Annotated in this window: 17 protein-coding genes, 1 tRNA gene and 2 pseudogenes; 16 read left to right on the top strand and 4 right to left on the bottom strand. The window is 65.5% G+C overall.

Translation table 11 applies throughout. The annotated features are described in order from the left end of the window. Positions 1–22: 22 nt before the first annotated feature. From tnpA (HIR79_RS14845) to HIR79_RS14825, 5 genes and pseudogenes are all read left to right on the top strand, one after another. A complete protein-coding gene (gene tnpA / locus HIR79_RS14845) occupies positions 23–331 on the top strand; it encodes an IS66 family insertion sequence element accessory protein TnpA (RefSeq protein ID WP_110068988.1) in 309 nt (102 codons plus the stop codon). After that, positions 331–684, top strand: a complete 354-nt coding sequence (gene tnpB / locus HIR79_RS14840; RefSeq protein ID WP_169956277.1) for an IS66 family insertion sequence element accessory protein TnpB — start codon at positions 331–333, stop codon at positions 682–684. Before tnpA (HIR79_RS14845) ends, tnpB (HIR79_RS14840) begins: the two co-directional genes overlap by 1 nt. 45 nt (positions 685–729) lie before the next feature. After that, on the top strand, positions 730–2,271 hold the full coding sequence (gene tnpC / locus HIR79_RS14835; RefSeq protein ID WP_211620826.1) for an IS66 family transposase: 1,542 nt from the start codon (positions 730–732) through the stop codon (positions 2,269–2,271). Positions 2,272–2,314: 43 nt separating this feature from the next. After that, complete coding sequence (locus HIR79_RS14830; protein ID WP_249322172.1) at positions 2,315–2,599, top strand: transposase; 285 nt, start codon at positions 2,315–2,317, stop codon at positions 2,597–2,599. A 41-nt stretch (positions 2,600–2,640) separates the two neighbouring features. Next, a pseudogene (locus tag HIR79_RS14825) lies at positions 2,641–2,760 on the top strand (IS5/IS1182 family transposase); the annotation flags it as partial. Between the two features lie 37 nt (positions 2,761–2,797). Here the strand turns inward: HIR79_RS14825 and HIR79_RS14820 are convergent. The 3 genes from HIR79_RS14820 to HIR79_RS14810 all read right to left on the bottom strand — a co-directional run bounded on the left by HIR79_RS14820 (position 2,798) and on the right by HIR79_RS14810 (position 7,396). Beyond that, a complete protein-coding gene (locus HIR79_RS14820; RefSeq protein WP_169958919.1) occupies positions 2,798–3,208 on the bottom strand; it encodes a DNA adenine methylase in 411 nt (136 codons plus the stop codon). Between the two features lie 942 nt (positions 3,209–4,150). Next, positions 4,151–5,422 carry an MgtC/SapB family protein gene (locus tag HIR79_RS14815; RefSeq protein WP_143069541.1) on the bottom strand — a complete coding sequence of 424 codons (1,272 nt, stop codon included), beginning with the start codon at positions 5,420–5,422 and terminating at the stop codon, positions 4,151–4,153. 432 nt (positions 5,423–5,854) lie between these two features. After that, the gene (locus tag HIR79_RS14810; protein WP_169958918.1) at positions 5,855–7,396 is read right to left on the bottom strand and encodes an ISCR element clade Ia family transposase; all 1,542 of its coding nucleotides are present in this window, start codon (positions 7,394–7,396) and stop codon (positions 5,855–5,857) included. A 70-nt stretch (positions 7,397–7,466) separates the two neighbouring features. On the opposite strand from HIR79_RS14810, the pseudogene HIR79_RS14805 reads away from it, so the two are divergent. The 9 genes and pseudogenes from HIR79_RS14805 to HIR79_RS14765 form a co-directional block, all read left to right on the top strand. Further along, positions 7,467–7,763 (top strand): annotated as a pseudogene (locus tag HIR79_RS14805) (transposase); the annotation flags it as partial. 87 nt (positions 7,764–7,850) lie between these two features. Continuing rightward, complete coding sequence (gene tnpA / locus HIR79_RS14800) at positions 7,851–8,159, top strand: IS66 family insertion sequence element accessory protein TnpA (protein ID WP_110068988.1); 309 nt, start codon at positions 7,851–7,853, stop codon at positions 8,157–8,159. Beyond that, positions 8,159–8,512: an IS66 family insertion sequence element accessory protein TnpB gene (gene tnpB, locus HIR79_RS14795; protein ID WP_169956277.1), complete on the top strand. Its 354-nt coding sequence runs from the start codon at positions 8,159–8,161 to the stop codon at positions 8,510–8,512. Before tnpA (HIR79_RS14800) ends, tnpB (HIR79_RS14795) begins: the two co-directional genes overlap by 1 nt. Before the next feature lie 45 nt (positions 8,513–8,557). Further along, on the top strand, positions 8,558–10,099 hold the full coding sequence (gene tnpC, locus HIR79_RS14790) for an IS66 family transposase (protein WP_211620822.1): 1,542 nt from the start codon (positions 8,558–8,560) through the stop codon (positions 10,097–10,099). 43 nt (positions 10,100–10,142) lie between these two features. After that, the gene (locus tag HIR79_RS14785; RefSeq protein WP_249322171.1) at positions 10,143–10,427 is read left to right on the top strand and encodes a transposase; all 285 of its coding nucleotides are present in this window, start codon (positions 10,143–10,145) and stop codon (positions 10,425–10,427) included. 59 nt (positions 10,428–10,486) lie between these two features. Then, a complete protein-coding gene (locus tag HIR79_RS14780) occupies positions 10,487–11,878 on the top strand; it encodes a terminase large subunit domain-containing protein (protein WP_169958917.1) in 1,392 nt (463 codons plus the stop codon). 21 nt (positions 11,879–11,899) lie between these two features. Further along, entirely contained in the window at positions 11,900–12,628 is a 729-nt protein-coding gene (locus HIR79_RS14775) for a hypothetical protein (protein WP_169958916.1), read from the top strand. Further along, a complete protein-coding gene (locus HIR79_RS14770) occupies positions 12,625–12,807 on the top strand; it encodes a hypothetical protein (protein WP_169958915.1) in 183 nt (60 codons plus the stop codon). Before HIR79_RS14775 ends, HIR79_RS14770 begins: the two co-directional genes overlap by 4 nt. Positions 12,808–13,048: 241 nt before the next feature. Next, positions 13,049–13,426: a hypothetical protein gene (locus HIR79_RS14765; protein ID WP_169958914.1), complete on the top strand. Its 378-nt coding sequence runs from the start codon at positions 13,049–13,051 to the stop codon at positions 13,424–13,426. 23 nt (positions 13,427–13,449) lie between these two features. Here HIR79_RS14765 and HIR79_RS14760 read toward each other — a convergent pair. Further along, a tRNA-Arg gene (locus HIR79_RS14760) sits at positions 13,450–13,526 on the bottom strand. 160 nt (positions 13,527–13,686) lie between these two features. Between HIR79_RS14760 and HIR79_RS14755 the strand changes: the two genes are divergently transcribed. Together HIR79_RS14755 and HIR79_RS14750 are read left to right on the top strand one after the other, a co-directional pair. After that, the gene (locus HIR79_RS14755) at positions 13,687–14,934 is read left to right on the top strand and encodes an efflux RND transporter periplasmic adaptor subunit (protein WP_169958913.1); all 1,248 of its coding nucleotides are present in this window, start codon (positions 13,687–13,689) and stop codon (positions 14,932–14,934) included. After that, on the top strand, positions 14,931–16,136 hold the full coding sequence (locus tag HIR79_RS14750) for an efflux RND transporter permease subunit (RefSeq protein WP_249322170.1): 1,206 nt from the start codon (positions 14,931–14,933) through the stop codon (positions 16,134–16,136). The genes HIR79_RS14755 and HIR79_RS14750 overlap by 4 nt, the downstream gene beginning before the upstream one ends. Positions 16,137–16,150 lie beyond the last annotated feature (14 nt).

Genomic DNA, 16,150 nt, shown 5'->3' with positions numbered 1-16,150 from the left:
CACCGACGGAGCATCAGTCCCCATGTCGAAGCGACGCCACTCCCGCCACCCCGCCTCGCAATGGCAGGCCTGGGTCGACGAACAGGCCCAAAGCGGGCTCTCCCAGCAAGCCTTCTGTCGGCAGGTAGGGCTTCCCGTCAGTTCCTTCAAGCTCTGGAAGCGGCGACTGGCCGGCGACGCACCAATGCCTTATCACAGGGCTGCCGAGCCGGCGCTCTTCGCACCCGTGTCAGTGCCAGAGGAAGATGCCATTAGTGACGAGCCACGCGGCTGGGAGATCGAGCTCGACCTGGGGGATGGTGTCTGTCTGCGCTTTCGCCGGGGGGCATGATGCGCCCGCCGATCACGCTCTGGCTGTGCACCCAGCCCACCGACATGCGTTGCTCGTATGATGGGCTGGCCGCCCTGGTTCGCCGACAGCTGGGTCAGAATCCGCTGAGCGGGCACGGTTTCATCTTCATCAACCGGCGGCGCACCCAGCTCAAGTGCCTGTACTTCCAGGCCGGCGGCTACTGCGTGTGGAGCAAGCGCCTGGAGCGCGGACGTTTCGCCACCCTGTCGTCGTCCACCGCCGGCCAGGCGATCACGCTCAGCCCTGCCGAGTTCGAAGCCCTGATCGAGGGACTCGATCTGGTGGTCACGAAACGCCGCAAACGCTGGCATCCCAAGGTGTCAGCGGCCTGATGGCATGGTAAAATAACGGCCTGATTCACCAGGAAATATCGCCTCGTGTCGTCGCCGTCTCTGGAGCAGAAATACCAGCAATCTCTGGCCGAAAACTCGGTCCTCAGGGAAGAGAATGCGTCGCTCCAACGCCAGCTCGACTGGTTCAAGCGGCAGCTGTTCGGTCGCAAGTCGGAGCGCCTGCTGGCGATCGACCCGGCCGTGCAACAGAGCCTGCTCGGCAGTATGCAGGATCTGCCGGCTCCGCCGCCGCCCGAGCCTGATGAAGACGCCTCACCCGCCAAGACGCCGTCACGCAAGACGCGTCGTGATGCCGTCAACGACACCGGGCTGCGCTTCGATGCCTCGGTGCCGGTCAAGGTGATTGAGGTGGCACCGGACCTGCCCGAGGGCATGAGCCTGGACGACGTCGAGGTGATCGCCACGCGCAGCACCTTCCGCCTGGCGCAGCGCCGGGCCAGCTTCGAGGTGCTGGAGTATCGTTGCCCGGTGTTCAAGGTCAGCAAGGCGGCGCCGCCCCAGGCAACGTCAGCGCCGGCCACGCTGTTCGACGGCTCACTGGCCGACGTCAGCTTCATCGCCGGCCTGCTGGTCGACAAGTTCTGCTACCACCTGCCGCTCTATCGCCAGCATCAGCGCCTGCAGCAGGCCGGCATCCCGCTCAGTCGCACCACACTGACTCAGCAGGTGGCGCGAGCTGCGGCGTTGCTGTCGCCGATCCACCTGGCCCAGCTGGAGCACGTGCTGCAAAGCCAGGTGCTGGCCATGGACGAGACGCCGATCAAGGCGGGCCGCAAGACCAAGGGCAAGATGCAGGAGGCATGGTTCTGGCCGCTGTACGGTGACCACGACGAGATCAGCTTCACCTTTTCCCCGTCACGCGCCAAGGCCCACATCGACACGGTGCTGGGTGACCACTTCGAAGGCGTGCTGCTGACCGACGGCAACGCCTCTTATGCCCGCTATGCCGAGAAGCGCCCGGGGGTGACCCACGCCGAATGCTGGGCCCACGCACGGAGGCACTTCGAGAAGGCGCGGGGCAGTGATGACGCGGTTGAGGAAGGCCTGCTGCGGATCGCCGGGCTCTACAAGGCCGAGACCTGGATCCGTGAGAAGGGCCGCGAAGGACCGGAGAAACTCAAGGCGCGCACCGACTACAGCGAACCGCGGGTGCGAGCCTTCTGGCAATGGTGCGATCACCAGCTTCATCGGGACGATCTGGAGCCCCGCCACCCACTGCGCAAGGCCGTCGAGTACGCGCTGAAGCGGCAGCGCAGTCTGGAGGTGTTCCTGTCCGATCCCGACGTGCCGATCGACACCAACCACTTGGAGCGTGGCCTGCGCTGCATTCCCATGGGTAAGAAAAACTGGATGTTCTGTTGGAGCGAGGTCGGCGCCGAGCACGTCGGCATCGTGCAGAGCCTGCTGACCACCTGCCGGCTGCAGGGTGTCGATCCCTACACCTACCTGGTCGATGTGCTCCAGCGCGTGGCCATCCACCCGGCCTCACGGGTCGACGAGCTGACGCCGCGCCGCTGGAAGACCCTGTTCGCCGACGCGCCGCTGCGCTCCGACATCGAGCGCTGAATCGACACCTTCCTGCGCATCGGGCAAGGTGGCGCCTTTCCCGATGCACGAGATCCGGTTCCCCATGCATATCGACGACATGAGCCTCGACCAGCTCCTGGCGCTCAACGAGCTTATCTGCCGCCGTATCGACGAACTCCAGGCCCGTCAGGAGATGGCGGTGTTGAGCCGCCTGACCCTGGGACAGGCCGTCTCCTTCGAGAGCCGCGAAGGTCAGGTGTTCGGTCGCGTCATCAAGATCAACCGCAAGACCGTCCTCGTGCAGTCGGAAGATCACCGGCAGTGGAAGGTCGCGGTGGCCCTGATCCAGCCACTACGCGACGTATAAGGCAAGCGGAAACCGGCACGCCTTGGAATGACCGGTTACGCTTCAACAAGCTCAAGAATGCCCGTCGCGTCGCCACCCGCTACGACAAGACCGCCGAAAGCTTCCTGGGCTTCATCGACATCACGTCGATCCGCCTCTGGCTCCGCCATTTGTCAACATGACCTAGGTCTGCGATCAGAACACGTTCTTCACTCTGGTTTATGTCTTCACGAGAGCGCCATTCGCGGATCTGGCTGCGGATTGCACCGATCTTCTGGGCATTGCCTTCCGTGAAATACATGCGGGACACAGAACAATGTTGTGGCTGTATTCACGCCAGATGAAGCCGCGCTGTGGCTTGAGCGAATTCAGCACATCGACGGCACTGGCATACCCCCCGAGCCCGGAAAACAGAACGTCGGCTTTGGAGACCAGCCTCGCGAATGACATGATGGCCGACGAACTCAGATGATCGTTTACATGTACTTTCCAACCGGCTCTGGAAGCAGCTTCCGCAACCGCACCAGTCCCCGAAAATGCATCAATGAACATCCCGCTATCCGGCGACCCGATCCGGTCGATGATGGTGTCGACGACACGGGCCTTTGATCCGATATAACGGAATGACATGTACGGACGTTCTCCCTGCTCTTGTTTTTCTATATTCTGGTTGGCATCACTACGAGGAGTTTGTGTCATGGTTTCGGGGGCGTCGCTCCACGCTGCTGCCGAATTTGCGCCAATCGACGTTAATGAGTGTCTAAGATGAACGAAGACTCTGTTGCTGCGTTGCTCCGTATGAATTCAAGATCGGGTCACGGTCAACATGGCACAACGACACCCTCATGAGCAACATCTTGTAGAGGGCAGTGCCGATTGGGCTGCTCGTTGTGGCGTGGGTGGTTGAAGGGGACAACGCTGCAGGCCGACGCACAGTCCATGGGCGAATGACGAGTGCCTTGTTCGCAGGCTGCCGTCATCACAGTGAGGCGACGCAGAGCAGCGATGAGCCGTAAGCGATGGGGTGGACGCCGTCGAAGGTCTGAAGGCGGTACGGTCCGCATCGCGGAAGTTGATGCGTGAGACGACCGTGCCGGCTGGCTGTAGCAAAAGTTCGAGTTCTGTTCCATTTCAGCGAACGCCACTGGTGTCGATGTGCCCAGCTGCGACGTAGAAAAAGTCTCGCAAATCCAGATATTTGCAACAAATTCACCAAATCCGCGCAGTCATGAGGTCCGGAGAATATCGGCCATGAGAGACCTCTACCGGACCTCCTGGCACCGACGCCGCTGAACAGCCCCATACGCATAACCCTCGAAAACAACGGAAAAATCTGGCCACAGCCGGATCGGGAGAACGCTTTCGCGGGGGAAAGTGGCGGAGGGGACGGGCCTGAAAGACAACCTTCTCCGCAAAAAACAGAACGGCATACTGCTTCGCTTGGGGTCAATCAAAGACCAACAGCTCGGCTATCTCAGAGCCTCAGAGCCGACATCTTCGCCGCGAAGTTGTTTTTGGACCATCCCATTCCTGATGTGTAGCGATTTACGCGTTTGCGCCGCGGCATGAGGCTCAGGGCGCGACCATTATGCTGATGGCTGCTGCAAACCACCACCCCGCCCAGACAGCAGCGGCCGTCAGCATCAGGCCGCCGGCAACAGACCAGCCGAACGCCGCCGCTCCTCCCCGCAAGGCCAGGACGATCCGTACCCCGGCATTCACGCTGATCGCTGCTGCCAGCGGCACGACCGCCTCGGATGCGGGCAGCTGTCCGGCCACAACCAGCGAGGCCAACGCAACCGCAGCGGATCCCGTGCTCACCAGCCCAGCGAGTGCCGCCGACACCAAGATGGCCTCGCTTCCGAAATACTCGTTCAGGACAGCGGAGACGACAATGACTGTTGCCACCATAGCCGCAAAGCTCACGGCGCCCCGGACGCTGAATATCCGACTGGGAAGTTCGAGCCCATCGGGCTCTGCTCCGCCGCCGCGCGATCCGATGCGTGCAAGCACGGTCCCGTAGAGCAATGCCACTAGCGAAGGGATGATCAGGATCGGGGCTGCAAGTGTGAACATCGAAGGGCTGAGAAACAGCAGTACGATACCGGTCTGCGCGAGCGACGAAACTGAGGAGAACGTAACACCCGCAGCGGCGGGATAGGCCTCGAGCGGCCGATCCTGCACCTTCTTCAACATAGCCACCACGGTGGCGGTGCTCGACACGAACCCGGAGAGGAAACCGCTTAATGGCAGACCCAGCCGTGAACCGAAGACCCGTGTGCAGATGTGGCCGACAGCGCCGATCGCCATGACAAGAATGACGATCACGAACAGTTTCTGTGGATTGATCGCCCCGCCCGGACCCAATGCTTCGTTGGGCAGGATCGGCAGGATCAGGAGCGCCGAGACGCCGAGGATGAGACCGTCGCGGATCTCGAAATCGTTTAGCACCGAGCGGCTGAAGTCGCGCAGCACCGTGCGCGCAGCCAAGAGCGCCGCAACCAGGACGCCCGATGCCGCCGCAAGGAACGTGTGCTCGATTGACAGCGCACCCAGCACGACCACGATCAACAGGGCAAGGCTGGTGGTCAGGCCCGCTTGGCGATCCGGTTGGGACAGGTGCGTCGCCATGCGAAGGCCGCCGATGACGGCGACGGCGACGGCGAGCATTGGCCATCCACCGGCAATCTGACTCAGCGCGCCGGTCAGTGAGGCGAGCGCAAAGGTGCGCACGCCTGCCGGGACAAGCCCCCCGGTCACGCCTGCATTCCGCTCGCGCTCGATCCCGATCAGAAGTCCGATGCCCAAGGCCTCGAGCAGCAATAATGCCTCTGATGTCTCCAAGTTTACTCCCCCATCCGTTGCCGTGTGCGACAAAACCACTATTCGTACGCTAAACGGTTTGGGCTGCCGCCGCGGCTATGAAGCCCACCTACAACCTTGCGCAGTGCCGGTTGGCAATCGGCTTCCCGCAATCAAACAGGAATATCTAGGCCGTGTGGACGAAATCACGCGAGTTGGGGTATAGGAAGTTCAACCGCCCTTTTTGGCGAGTCTGGCAGGTAGGAAGCGGCCGCGCAAGCGCCGCTTTGGGCACAGATCGGGCACAGATCGGGGGTTCATGCGTGGGTTTTCGACATCGCGGGGCCACGCAGCGGCTCAGTGCGTAGCCATTTCTCACCGAATCCCGGCACAGGGCCGAGCGCAGCCCTGCGGGGTCGTGGCCGCATCGGATCGGACTCTGGCTTGGCTGCCGGCTGTGTGGCCGGCACCTCGTCACGCGGCCGGCGGCGGCGCGCGCGCTGCGGGCCGGTAGTGCGCTTGCTCCAGCGCGCCGTGCTTCTCGAAGTGGGCGAGGATGGCGCGGATGGCGGTGGGTTCCTCGATGCTGGCGACGATCCGTACCGCGCCGCCGCAGTGGGCGCAGGTGGTGATGTCGATGGAAAAGACCCGCTTGAGCCGTTGCGCCCAGCTCATCGCACGGCGCTTCTGCTCGGGGCTGCGCGGCTCGTCGTGGGCGCTGACGTCCACTGGCGCCGCATCGCCCGCAGGCCGCTTGCCGCGCCCCGAGGGCGTCAGCTGCGCACGCAGGTTTGCATTCGGGGCGAATACGCCGTGGAAGCGGGTGAGATGCGCGCGAGGTGGCGGGACCAGTGCCGCCAGCTTGGCGATGAAGTCCACCGCATCCCATTCGACATGCGTGGTCCCATTTCGCCACGGCGTCTTGAGCTGATACCGCACCCTACCCTGCGGTGAGATCGACAGCCGCTGCTCGCTGATCGCCGGGCGCGTGATGTAGCGGCACAGCTTTTCGAGCTTGTGGCTTTCGTGTGCTTCCGCGGCCACGCCGGCATGCAGCGAGAAGCCGCCGACCTTGCCGGCATCGCCCTCCAGCGAGCCTGCGTCACCGGGCAATGTTTGCAGCGTGACGACCTTGCGGCCAGCGTCGCGACCGGTGGCGATGCGGTAGGTCATCGAACTCATCCGCAGCCCATCCATGCCGTCGTCGCTACCCGCGCTGTCGGACAGGAACACGGATTCGTCCTCGCCTTCGAGCCAGCCGCGGCGCGACAGGTGCCGGCACACGCGATGCGCGATGGTGTTGGCGAGCTGCGTCAGTTGCGCAGAGGTGGGGGCACGGGCGCGGCGCAGGCGCGGCTTGCGCCGCGGGGGCTCGACGTTCGCGTCGTACACGCCGTCGAGCCACAGCATGTGGAAGTGAACATTCAGGTTCAGCGCGCTGCCGAAGCGCTGGATCAGCGTTACCGCGCCGCATTGCGCCGTATCCCGTGGCACGCCGGCCTGATCGGCAAGCCAACCGGCGATCACACGATGCACGATGCCCAGCACCGGGCCGATCGCCTCAGGCTTGCTGGCGAACAGGAAGCGCAGCGGGTACGGAAAACTCAGCACCCATTGCCGCACCGGCCGCGGGCCGAACACCTCGTCCACCAGATGCCGCGCCGACTCGGCCATGCGCCGTGCGCCGCAGCTGGGGCAGAAGCCGCGCTTCTTGCAGGAATACGCCACCAGCCTCTCGGCACGACAGTGCTCGCAGACCACGCGCAGGAAGCCGTGCTCGAGCACGCCGCAGCGCAGGTAGGTCTCGAACTCCTCGCGCACATACTCGGGCAGCGGGCGGTCTTCTACCTCACGGCGCGCGAGAAAGTCCGGCCAATGCGCCTGCACCAGCGAATACAGCAGCGTGCGCTCGGGACGGTGAGGCGCATAGCGAGCCGTGGGCAGATGCGCTGCCGGCGACGTTGCGTGCGCCACGGCATCCTGCAGCTGCGACACGGTCGCGGCGAGGCGCGGCACGAAACACTCCGGTGCAGGGAATGGCTGCTCAGGCTTGCGCCCGCCCCGGCCGGTTCATATCGGCCTTTATGAGCTGCACCTCACACCGCTGGAGCTGATCGACCGCATTGCCGCGCTGGTTCCCCCGCCACGCACCCACCGGCACCGCTATTTTGGCGTGTTGGCACCCAACTCGCCGCTCAGGGCTGCGGTGACGGCGCTGGCGACACCGGCGCAAGCCGCTCCCGTGCTGGGCGCGTCGATCAGCACGGGGGAGTGCGCGCCTGGTGTGGTACCGATGAGCAGCGCGCTGCCATCCCAGAGCGAGCCGGTGCTGCCCAAGCGTGCAGCGCACTACCTGTGGGCGGTGCTGATCGCCCGCATCTACGTAAGCGGCCGTCCTGGCGCGTCGTTTCTTGAAATGGCCTGACCCCCTACGCTGATCCCGTCATTCACCGACGGAGCATCAGTCCCCATGTCGAAGCGACGCCACTCCCGCCACCCCGCCTCGCAATGGCAGGCCTGGGTCGACGAACAGGCCCAAAGCGGGCTCTCCCAGCAAGCCTTCTGTCGGCAGGTAGGGCTTCCCGTCAGTTCCTTCAAGCTCTGGAAGCGGCGACTGGCCGGCGACGCACCAATGCCTTATCACAGGGCTGCCGAGCCGGCGCTCTTCGCACCCGTGTCAGTGCCAGAGGAAGATGCCATTAGTGACGAGCCACGCGGCTGGGAGATCGAGCTCGACCTGGGGGATGGTGTCTGTCTGCGCTTTCGCCGGGGGGCATGATGCGCCCGCCGATCACGCTCTGGCTGTGCACCCAGCCCACCGACATGCGTTGCTCGTATGATGGGCTGGCCGCCCTGGTTCGCCGACAGCTGGGTCAGAATCCGCTGAGCGGGCACGGTTTCATCTTCATCAACCGGCGGCGCACCCAGCTCAAGTGCCTGTACTTCCAGGCCGGCGGCTACTGCGTGTGGAGCAAGCGCCTGGAGCGCGGACGTTTCGCCACCCTGTCGTCGTCCACCGCCGGCCAGGCGATCACGCTCAGCCCTGCCGAGTTCGAAGCCCTGATCGAGGGACTCGATCTGGTGGTCACGAAACGCCGCAAACGCTGGCATCCCAAGGTGTCAGCGGCCTGATGGCATGGTAAAATAACGGCCTGATTCACCAGGAAATATCGCCTCGTGTCGTCGCCGTCTCTGGAGCAGAAATACCAGCAATCTCTGGCCGAAAACTCGGTCCTCAGGGAAGAGAATGCGTCGCTCCAACGCCAGCTCGACTGGTTCAAGCGGCAGCTGTTCGGTCGCAAGTCGGAGCGCCTGCTGGCGATCGACCCGGCCGTGCAACAGAGCCTGCTCGGCAGTATGCAGGATCTGCCGGCTCCGCCGCCGCCCGAGCCTGATGAAGACGCCTCACCCGCCAAGACGCCGTCACGCAAGACGCGTCGTGATGCCGTCAACGACACCGGGCTGCGCTTCGATGCCTCGGTGCCGGTCAAGGTGATCGAGGTGGCACCGGACCTGCCCGAGGGCATGAGCCTGGACGACGTCGAGGTGATCGCCACGCGCAGCACCTTCCGCCTGGCGCAGCGTCGGGCCAGCTACGAGATCCTGGAGTACCGCTGCCCGGTGATCAAGGTCAGCGCGGAGTCCGCTCCCCAGGCCACCCCGGCGCCGGCCACGCTGTTCGATGGCTCACTGGCCGACGTCAGCTTCATTGCCGGCATGCTGGTCGACAAGTTCTGCTACCACCTGCCGCTCTACCGCCAGCATCAGCGCCTGCAGCAGGCCGGCATCCCGCTCAGCCGCACCACGCTGACCCAGCAGGTCGCGCGGGCCGCCGCCCTGCTGTCACCGATCCATGTGGCCCAGCTGGAGCATGTGCTGAAAAGCGCCGTGCTGGCCATGGACGAGACACCGATCAAGGCCGGCCGTAAAGCCAAAGGGAAGATGAAGGAGGCGTGGTTCTGGCCGCTGTACGGTGACCACGACGAGATCAGCTTCACCTTTTCCCCGTCACGCGCCAAGGCCCACATCGACACGGTGCTGGGTGACCACTTCGAAGGCGTGCTGCTGACCGACGGCAACGCCTCTTATGCCCGCTATGCCGAGAAGCGCCCGGGGGTGACCCACGCCGAATGCTGGGCCCACGCACGGAGGCACTTCGAGAAGGCGCGGGGCAGTGATGACGCGGTTGAGGAAGGCCTGCTGCGGATCGCCGGGCTCTACAAGGCCGAGACCTGGATCCGTGAGAAGGGCCGCGAAGGACCGGAGAAACTCAAGGCGCGCACCGACTACAGCGAACCGCGGGTGCGAGCCTTCTGGCAATGGTGCGATCACCAGCTTCATCGGGACGATCTGGAGCCCCGCCACCCGCTGCGCAAGGCCGTCGAGTACGCGCTGAAGCGGCAGCGCAGTCTGGAGGTGTTCCTGTCCGATCCCGACGTGCCGATCGACACCAACCACCTGGAGCGTGGCCTGCGCTGCATTCCCATGGGAAGGCGCAACTGGTTGTTCTGTTGGAGCGAGGTCGGCGCCGAGCACGTCGGCATCGTGCAGAGCCTGCTGACCACCTGCCGGCTGCAGGGCGTCGACCCCTACACCTATCTGGTCGATGTCCTCCAGCGCGTGGCGCTTCATCCCGCCTCACGGGTCGACGAGCTGACACCGCGTCGCTGGAAGACCCTGTTCGCCGACGCGCCGCTGCGCTCCGACATCGAGCGCTGAATCGACACCCGCCGGCGCATCGGGCAAGGTGGCGCCTTTCCCGATGCACGAGATCCGGTTCCCCATGCGTATCGACGACATGAGCCTCGACCAGCTCCTGGCGCTCAACGACCTCATCTGCCGCCGTATCGACGACCTCCAGGCCCGACAGGAGATGGCGGTGTTGAGCCGCCTGACCCTGGGGCAGGCCGTTTCCTTCGAGAGCCGCGAGGGTCAGGTGTTCGGCCGGGTCATCAAGATCAACCGCAAGACGGTCGTCGTGCAGTCGGAAGATCACCGGCAGTGGAAGGTCGCGGTGGCCCTGATCCAGCCACTACGCGACGTATAAGGCAAGCGGAAACCGGCACGCCTTGGAATGACCGGTTACAGCCACAAGGGGGCGGCACAGTGAACATCGTTGACTTCATCGAGTCGCCGCAACTGACGCCGGGGAGCTTCGAGGGCGATAGCTGGGAGCCGTGGAAGGCCGTTCTATCCGGTGCCTTTGGCTTGCCGATGAATAGCAAGCGCCTGGCCACGTTCGACCGCCTTGCAGGTGGCCGCCCAGCGCCTACCCGCCGCGTCAGGGAGCTATGGGTGGTAGCAGGCCGCCGCAGTGCAAAGAGCAACACCAGCGCCGCCGTTGCCGTGTACCTGGCCACCGTGGGGGCTGAGCTGGATGGACTGCTGAACAAGCTGAAGCCTGGCGAGCGTGGCGTGGTGAACATCATTGCCGTTGACCGTGAACAAGCCAAGGTGGCTTTCGGCTATGTCGCCGGGATCATCGAGGCAAGCCCGCTGCTGTCCCGCATGGTGACAAAGAAGGGTGCCGAGTTCATCGACCTGAACAACCGCGTGACGATTGAGGTAGCCACCAACTCATTCAAGGCGGTGCGGGGCCGTACCCTGCTGGCGTCGATTCTGGACGAGTGCGCTTTCTACCGTGACGAGGCGAGCGCCACGCCTGACGTGGAGCTGTACCGGGCGATTGTCCCAGGGCTGGCCACAACGGGCGGACTGCTGATCGGTATCAGTTCCCCATACGCTCGAAAGGGGCTGCTGTACAACAAGCACAAGCGCCATTTCGGCCAAGATTCTGACGTGCTGGTGATCCAAGGCGGAACGCAGCAATTCAACCCGACCATTGACGCCCGTGTGATCGAGGAGGCGCTGGAGGAAGACCCAGCCGGGGCAAAGTCCGAATGGCTGGGACAGTTCCGCGATGACGTGTCCGACTTCCTGACCCGTGACGTGGTGGACGCTGCCGCCCGCCCGTCGCCGCTGGAGCTGCCGCCCATGCAACGGCAACGCTATTTCGGCTTTGTCGATCCAGCGGGCGGCGGGAAGGACGAGTTCACCGTGGGTATCGGCCACGTTGAAGATGGCTGCACCGTGGTGGACGTGGTGCGGGGCCGCCGTGGCACGCCTGCAAGCATCGTGGAGGAATACGCCGCGCTGCTGAAGGACTACCGCATTTCCCGCGCCACCAGTGACCGCTATGCCGGGCAGTGGCCAGTGGACGAGTTCAAGAAGCACGGCATCACCGTCGAGCAATCGGCCAAGCCGAAATCACAGATGTACATGGATGCGCTTTCCGCCTTCAACAGCGGACAGGTGCAGATTCCCCCTTGTGACAAGTTGCTGACGCAGCTTGCCGCCCTGGAGCGCCGCACGTCACGCGGCGGGCAAGACAGCATCGACCATCCCCCAGGCGGCCACGACGACCGCGCCAACGTGGTGGCGGGGCTGCTGGCCAACTCGCGCAAGTCCAATTTCATCGACTACGGCGCACTGCTGTAACCACCAACCGGAGAAACCACCATGCCGACCGTCAACACCGCCGCAACTGAATCCGTCGAGACGTTGCGCCCCCTGATTGAAGAGGCAACCCGCGCCGCTGAAGCCAAGCGAACCGATGCCCTGAGCCGGATGGATCGCGGCAACGTGCGGGAGCGCTTGCTGGCCGCCCTGGAGGCCGTCAAGTCGAACCCTGACGCCGCCGTGATTCAACAGTTCGCCGCCATGCTCCCCGCCCATCGCGTGGGGGAGGTCAACTACCTGCCCCGTATGCTGATGACGCTGCGCCGGGAGAACCGCGTCAGTGACGATCAAGCCGCCGCTATTACCCTGGCGCTGCTGGCGCTGATCCGTGGCGAGGTGCCCGCTGGACTGATGCAGGTTGACGAGGACTGGCACGACGCCATGAGCGTTGATGACCTGTCCCGCATGGTGGATTGGGTAAGCCCCGACACGCTGGCCAAGATCAAGCAAGACCACGACACCGCCGCCCTGGACTTCGCCAGCGCCAGCTATGAGCTGAAGCGGCTGGGACGGATGCGGGAAGGTGTCGAGCTGCTGGCGTCACCCCCGTACAAGGCTCAGAGCTACGTGAAGCTGCACAACACGTCACAGCGTCAGTTCGGTATCAAAGGCCGTCAGTTCGCGCCGGGACGCGCCCACCCCGTGGAGCGCCGGGAGCTGGCCGAGATGCTGCAACATGACGGATTCCGCAACGCCGTTCAGTCCGGTGCCCTGGAGGTGATCCGATGAAGAAGATAGCGCCCATGCCGGGTATCAGCCCCGAGCAGTTGAACCAAGAGGCGGAAGAGGCCGAGCGCCTGCACGGTATCAGCCGTGCCCGCTACATCGCCCAGCGTCTGGGACAGCCGTTCAGCGACAGCGCCAGCCGTTCGGTGAAGCTGGCGCAACTGGCCGACAAAGAGTTGTAGAGCCACCGCCTTGGTGGGCATGGGGTCTAGGCCGTCTCCCCCAGTCGAGCAAAGACGGCACTGGGTTACGGGGTGCCCCCAGACCACAGCAATGCACCCCATCTGTTTCTTCCCGCCTTGAGCGGGTGCGTTTTAGTCGGTGAGTCACGCACGGCACAAGCAACCCCGACAGCCGCTGGATGGTCACTCTCCGCCTCCATGCCATCGCGGGCGGCACCTTCAACACGCTGGAGCCAATCAGATGACAGACACCGCCGACACACCGCCCACGACCGCCGTGGAGCTGGCCGAGCTTGCGATGGGCTGCGCTGATATTTGGCTTGCCGCGCTGCGCTGCTACTACAGCGATTGCCGGAGCGCCGCACGCGGGATACGCACCGCGCACACTGAAGCCCTGGACGATCTGACAGGTAGCCGGGAGCTGCTGGCCAACCTGTGCCGACCGCTGGACGCTGATGCTGAGAGGGTGGCCGCACTGATGCTGGAAGCCCTGGACGCGGGTAGACGCTGGACGATGGAGGCACCGCTGGCAGGAAAAAAATCCGACAGTGACATATCAGTGACACGGCCAGTCAGTGACACCCCGAAAAGAAAAACAGCCACCGCCGATGTGGGCTAAGTGGCTGTTTTCGTTGCTGTTTTTGGCGCCCCCATCAGGATTCGAACCTGAGACCTTCCCCTTAGGAGGGGGACGCTCTATCCAGCTGAGCTATGGGGGCGAAGCGCTGCGCATTATAGGGAAAGTCGGCGGCGAGTGAAACCGCCCGGGTTGGCCAGGGCAGCTGCGTTACCTTGCCGCAGCGTTGGCCTTGGCCGTTCGTTGCCCGCCGTGGGCGGCGTATAGTAGTCCTCGCTAATCACCCCGGCTCGGACCTCCCCATGCTCAAGCGTCTGCTTCCCCTGCTGATCCTCGCCCTCGGCATCGCCGGTTTCATGGCCCTGCGCCTGACCCGCCCCGAGCCGCCGCCGGCCGTCCCCCAGGAGCGCAGCTGGCGCGTCGAGGCGCTGACGGTGGCCCACGCCGAGCACGTACCGGTGCTGCAGCTGTTCGGCGAGCTGGTGGCGCCGGAGCGGGTCAGCCTGGCGGCGCCCATCGCCGCCCGGGTGGCCGAGCGCCCGGTGCGCGATGGCCAGCGGGTGGCGGAGGGGGCGCTGCTGGTGGCCCTGGACGACGCCGACCTGCTGCCGCCGCTGCGTCAGGCCGAGGCAGAGGTGGCCGACCTGGAGGCCCAGGCGGAGAACGAGCGCCTGCGCCATGCGAATGATCGCCAGGCCCTGGCCAGGGAGCAGGAGATACTGGCCAGCGCCAATCGCCAGCTGGAGCGCAACCGCTCGCTGGTGGAGCGCAACCTGGCCTCCCAGGCCGACCTCGATGCCGCCCGCGACGCGGTGGCCCGGGCCCGGCTCAGTGTGACTACCCGGGAGAGCGCCGTGGCCGAGCACCCCTCGCGCCTGGCCAGCCTGGAGGCGCGGCTGGCCCGCGCCCGGGCCACCCTGGAGACGGCCGGGCGGGACCGGGAGCGCGGCCGGGTGCTGGCGCCCTTCGATGGCGTGGTGACCGGCGTGCAGGTGGCCCCGGGCGACCAGGTGGCGGCCCGGGCGCCGCTGCTCTCGCTTTACCCGGGTGAGGGGCTGGAGCTGCGAGCCCGGGTGCCGAGCCGCTTCCAGGCCGAGCTGGCGGCTAGCCTCGAGCGTGGCGAGCCGCTGCATGCCACCGCCGAGGAGGGTGGCCAGCGCTTCGTGCTGTCGGGCCTGGCCGGCGAGAGCGACCCCGCCGGCACCGAGGCGATCCTGGCGCTGGACGGGCCGGCCGCCGGGCTGCGCCCCGGGGCGCTGGTGGCGGTGTTGCTGGAGCGCCCGGCGCTGGCGGACACCCTGGCGGTGCCCTTCGCCGCCCTGCACGGCAGCGACCTGCTCTACCGCATCGATGATGACGCCCGCCTCGAGCGAGCGCGGGTCGAGCGCCTGGGCGAGACGATCGGGCCCGACGGCGAGCGCTGGCTGCTGGTGCGTGCGCCGGGCCTGGCCGCGGGGGACCGGGTGATCGCCACTCACCTGCCCAACGCCATGCAGGGGCTCAGGGTCGAGGTGGCCGAGGCCCCGGCCGTCGAGGAGGCCGGCCAGTGAGGCGGCGCGGCGGCCTGATCGGCTTCTTCGTCCACCATCGGGTGGCGGCCAACCTGGTGATGCTGGTGATGCTGCTCGGCGGGGCGCTCGGCATCGCGCGCATGAACATCCAGTTCTTCCCCACCTTCGCCCTGGACGTGGTCAGCGTGCGGGTGGTGTGGTCCGGGGCCTCCGCCGAGGATATCGAGCAGGGCATCACCAACCCTCTGGAGCAGCGCCTGCGCAGCCTCGACGGCCTCAAGCGCATGACCTCCACCTCGGCCCAGGGCATCGCCAACATCACCCTGGAGTTCCGGGAGGGCACCGACCCGGTGCTGGCCCTGGATGACGTGCGCCAGCAGGTGGACAGCTTCACCAACCTGCCGGCGGACGCCGAGACGCCGGAGGTGTCGCGGCTGGCCCGCTACGAGCCGGTGGCCCGGCTGCTGGTGCATGGCGACCTGGCGCCCCACGAGCTGCGCCAGATGGCCCAGCGCTTCGAGGATGAGCTGCTGCTGGCCGGCATCGACCGGGTGGAGATCACCGGGCTACCGGCCCAGCAGATCAGCATCGAGGTGCCGGTGGAGCGGCTGCAGGGCATGGGGCTCTCGCTGGGTGACATTGCCGGCCGGGTGGAGGGGATGTCCCGGGACCTGCCGGCGGGGCTGCTGGGCCAGCGCGACAGTGCCCGGGAGCTGCGTTCGCTGCAGCAGCGTCGCGACGCGCTCGGCTTCGAGGATCTGCCGATCCTCAGCGGCGATCGGGTGCAGCTGCGCCTGGGCGACATCGCCACCATTCGGCAGGAACCAAGGGATGGGCAGGTGGAGCTCGCCTACCGCGGGCGCCCGGCGGCGGAGCTGGTGCTGCAGCGCGCCGAGTCGGGCAACTCCCTGGCCGCCGCCCGGGTACTGGCGGGCTGGGTGGAGGAGACCCGGCCGACCCTGCCGCCTAGCGTCGAACTCGAGGTCTACGACGAGTCCTGGCAGCTGATCGACGACCGCATCTCGCTGCTGCTGCTCAACGGCGCCAGCGGCCTTTTGCTGGTGGTGATCCTGCTCTATTTCTTTCTGCCGGCGCGGGTGGCGCTGTGGGTGGCCATCGGCATTCCCACCGCCTTCATGGCGGCCCTAGCCCGGATGTTGCACCGGGTCAGTCAGAAGTCCTCAGATGCCAGGCTCGGTGGGGATAAAAGGGATCTGGGGTGGAGTTTGGCTGTTTTTTGATCAAGTTCCTGTGC

The organism is Halomonas sp. PGE1, from assembly GCF_013000985.1.
GTDB classification, from domain to species: Bacteria; Pseudomonadota; Gammaproteobacteria; order Pseudomonadales; family Halomonadaceae; genus Halomonas; species Halomonas alkalicola.
The sequence above is the reverse complement of the archived record's forward strand: the minus strand, read 5'-3'. Positions and strand labels throughout refer to the sequence as shown.

What these genes read in the sequence shown, in the direction of transcription:
- tnpA (WP_110068988.1), top strand. Translation starts at nt 23, where the DNA reads ATGTCGAAGCGACGCCACTCCCGCCACCCCGCCTCGCAATGGCAGGCC.
- tnpB (WP_169956277.1), top strand. Translation starts at nt 331, where the DNA reads ATGCGCCCGCCGATCACGCTCTGGCTGTGCACCCAGCCCACCGACATG.
- HIR79_RS14830 (WP_249322172.1), top strand. Translation starts at nt 2,315, where the DNA reads ATGCACGAGATCCGGTTCCCCATGCATATCGACGACATGAGCCTCGAC.
- HIR79_RS14820 (WP_169958919.1), bottom strand. Translation starts at nt 3,208, where the DNA reads ATGTCATTCCGTTATATCGGATCAAAGGCCCGTGTCGTCGACACCATC.
- tnpA (WP_110068988.1), top strand. Translation starts at nt 7,851, where the DNA reads ATGTCGAAGCGACGCCACTCCCGCCACCCCGCCTCGCAATGGCAGGCC.
- tnpB (WP_169956277.1), top strand. Translation starts at nt 8,159, where the DNA reads ATGCGCCCGCCGATCACGCTCTGGCTGTGCACCCAGCCCACCGACATG.
- HIR79_RS14785 (WP_249322171.1), top strand. Translation starts at nt 10,143, where the DNA reads ATGCACGAGATCCGGTTCCCCATGCGTATCGACGACATGAGCCTCGAC.
- HIR79_RS14775 (WP_169958916.1), top strand. Translation starts at nt 11,900, where the DNA reads ATGCCGACCGTCAACACCGCCGCAACTGAATCCGTCGAGACGTTGCGC.
- HIR79_RS14770 (WP_169958915.1), top strand. Translation starts at nt 12,625, where the DNA reads ATGAAGAAGATAGCGCCCATGCCGGGTATCAGCCCCGAGCAGTTGAAC.
- HIR79_RS14765 (WP_169958914.1), top strand. Translation starts at nt 13,049, where the DNA reads ATGACAGACACCGCCGACACACCGCCCACGACCGCCGTGGAGCTGGCC.
- HIR79_RS14755 (WP_169958913.1), top strand. Translation starts at nt 13,687, where the DNA reads ATGCTCAAGCGTCTGCTTCCCCTGCTGATCCTCGCCCTCGGCATCGCC.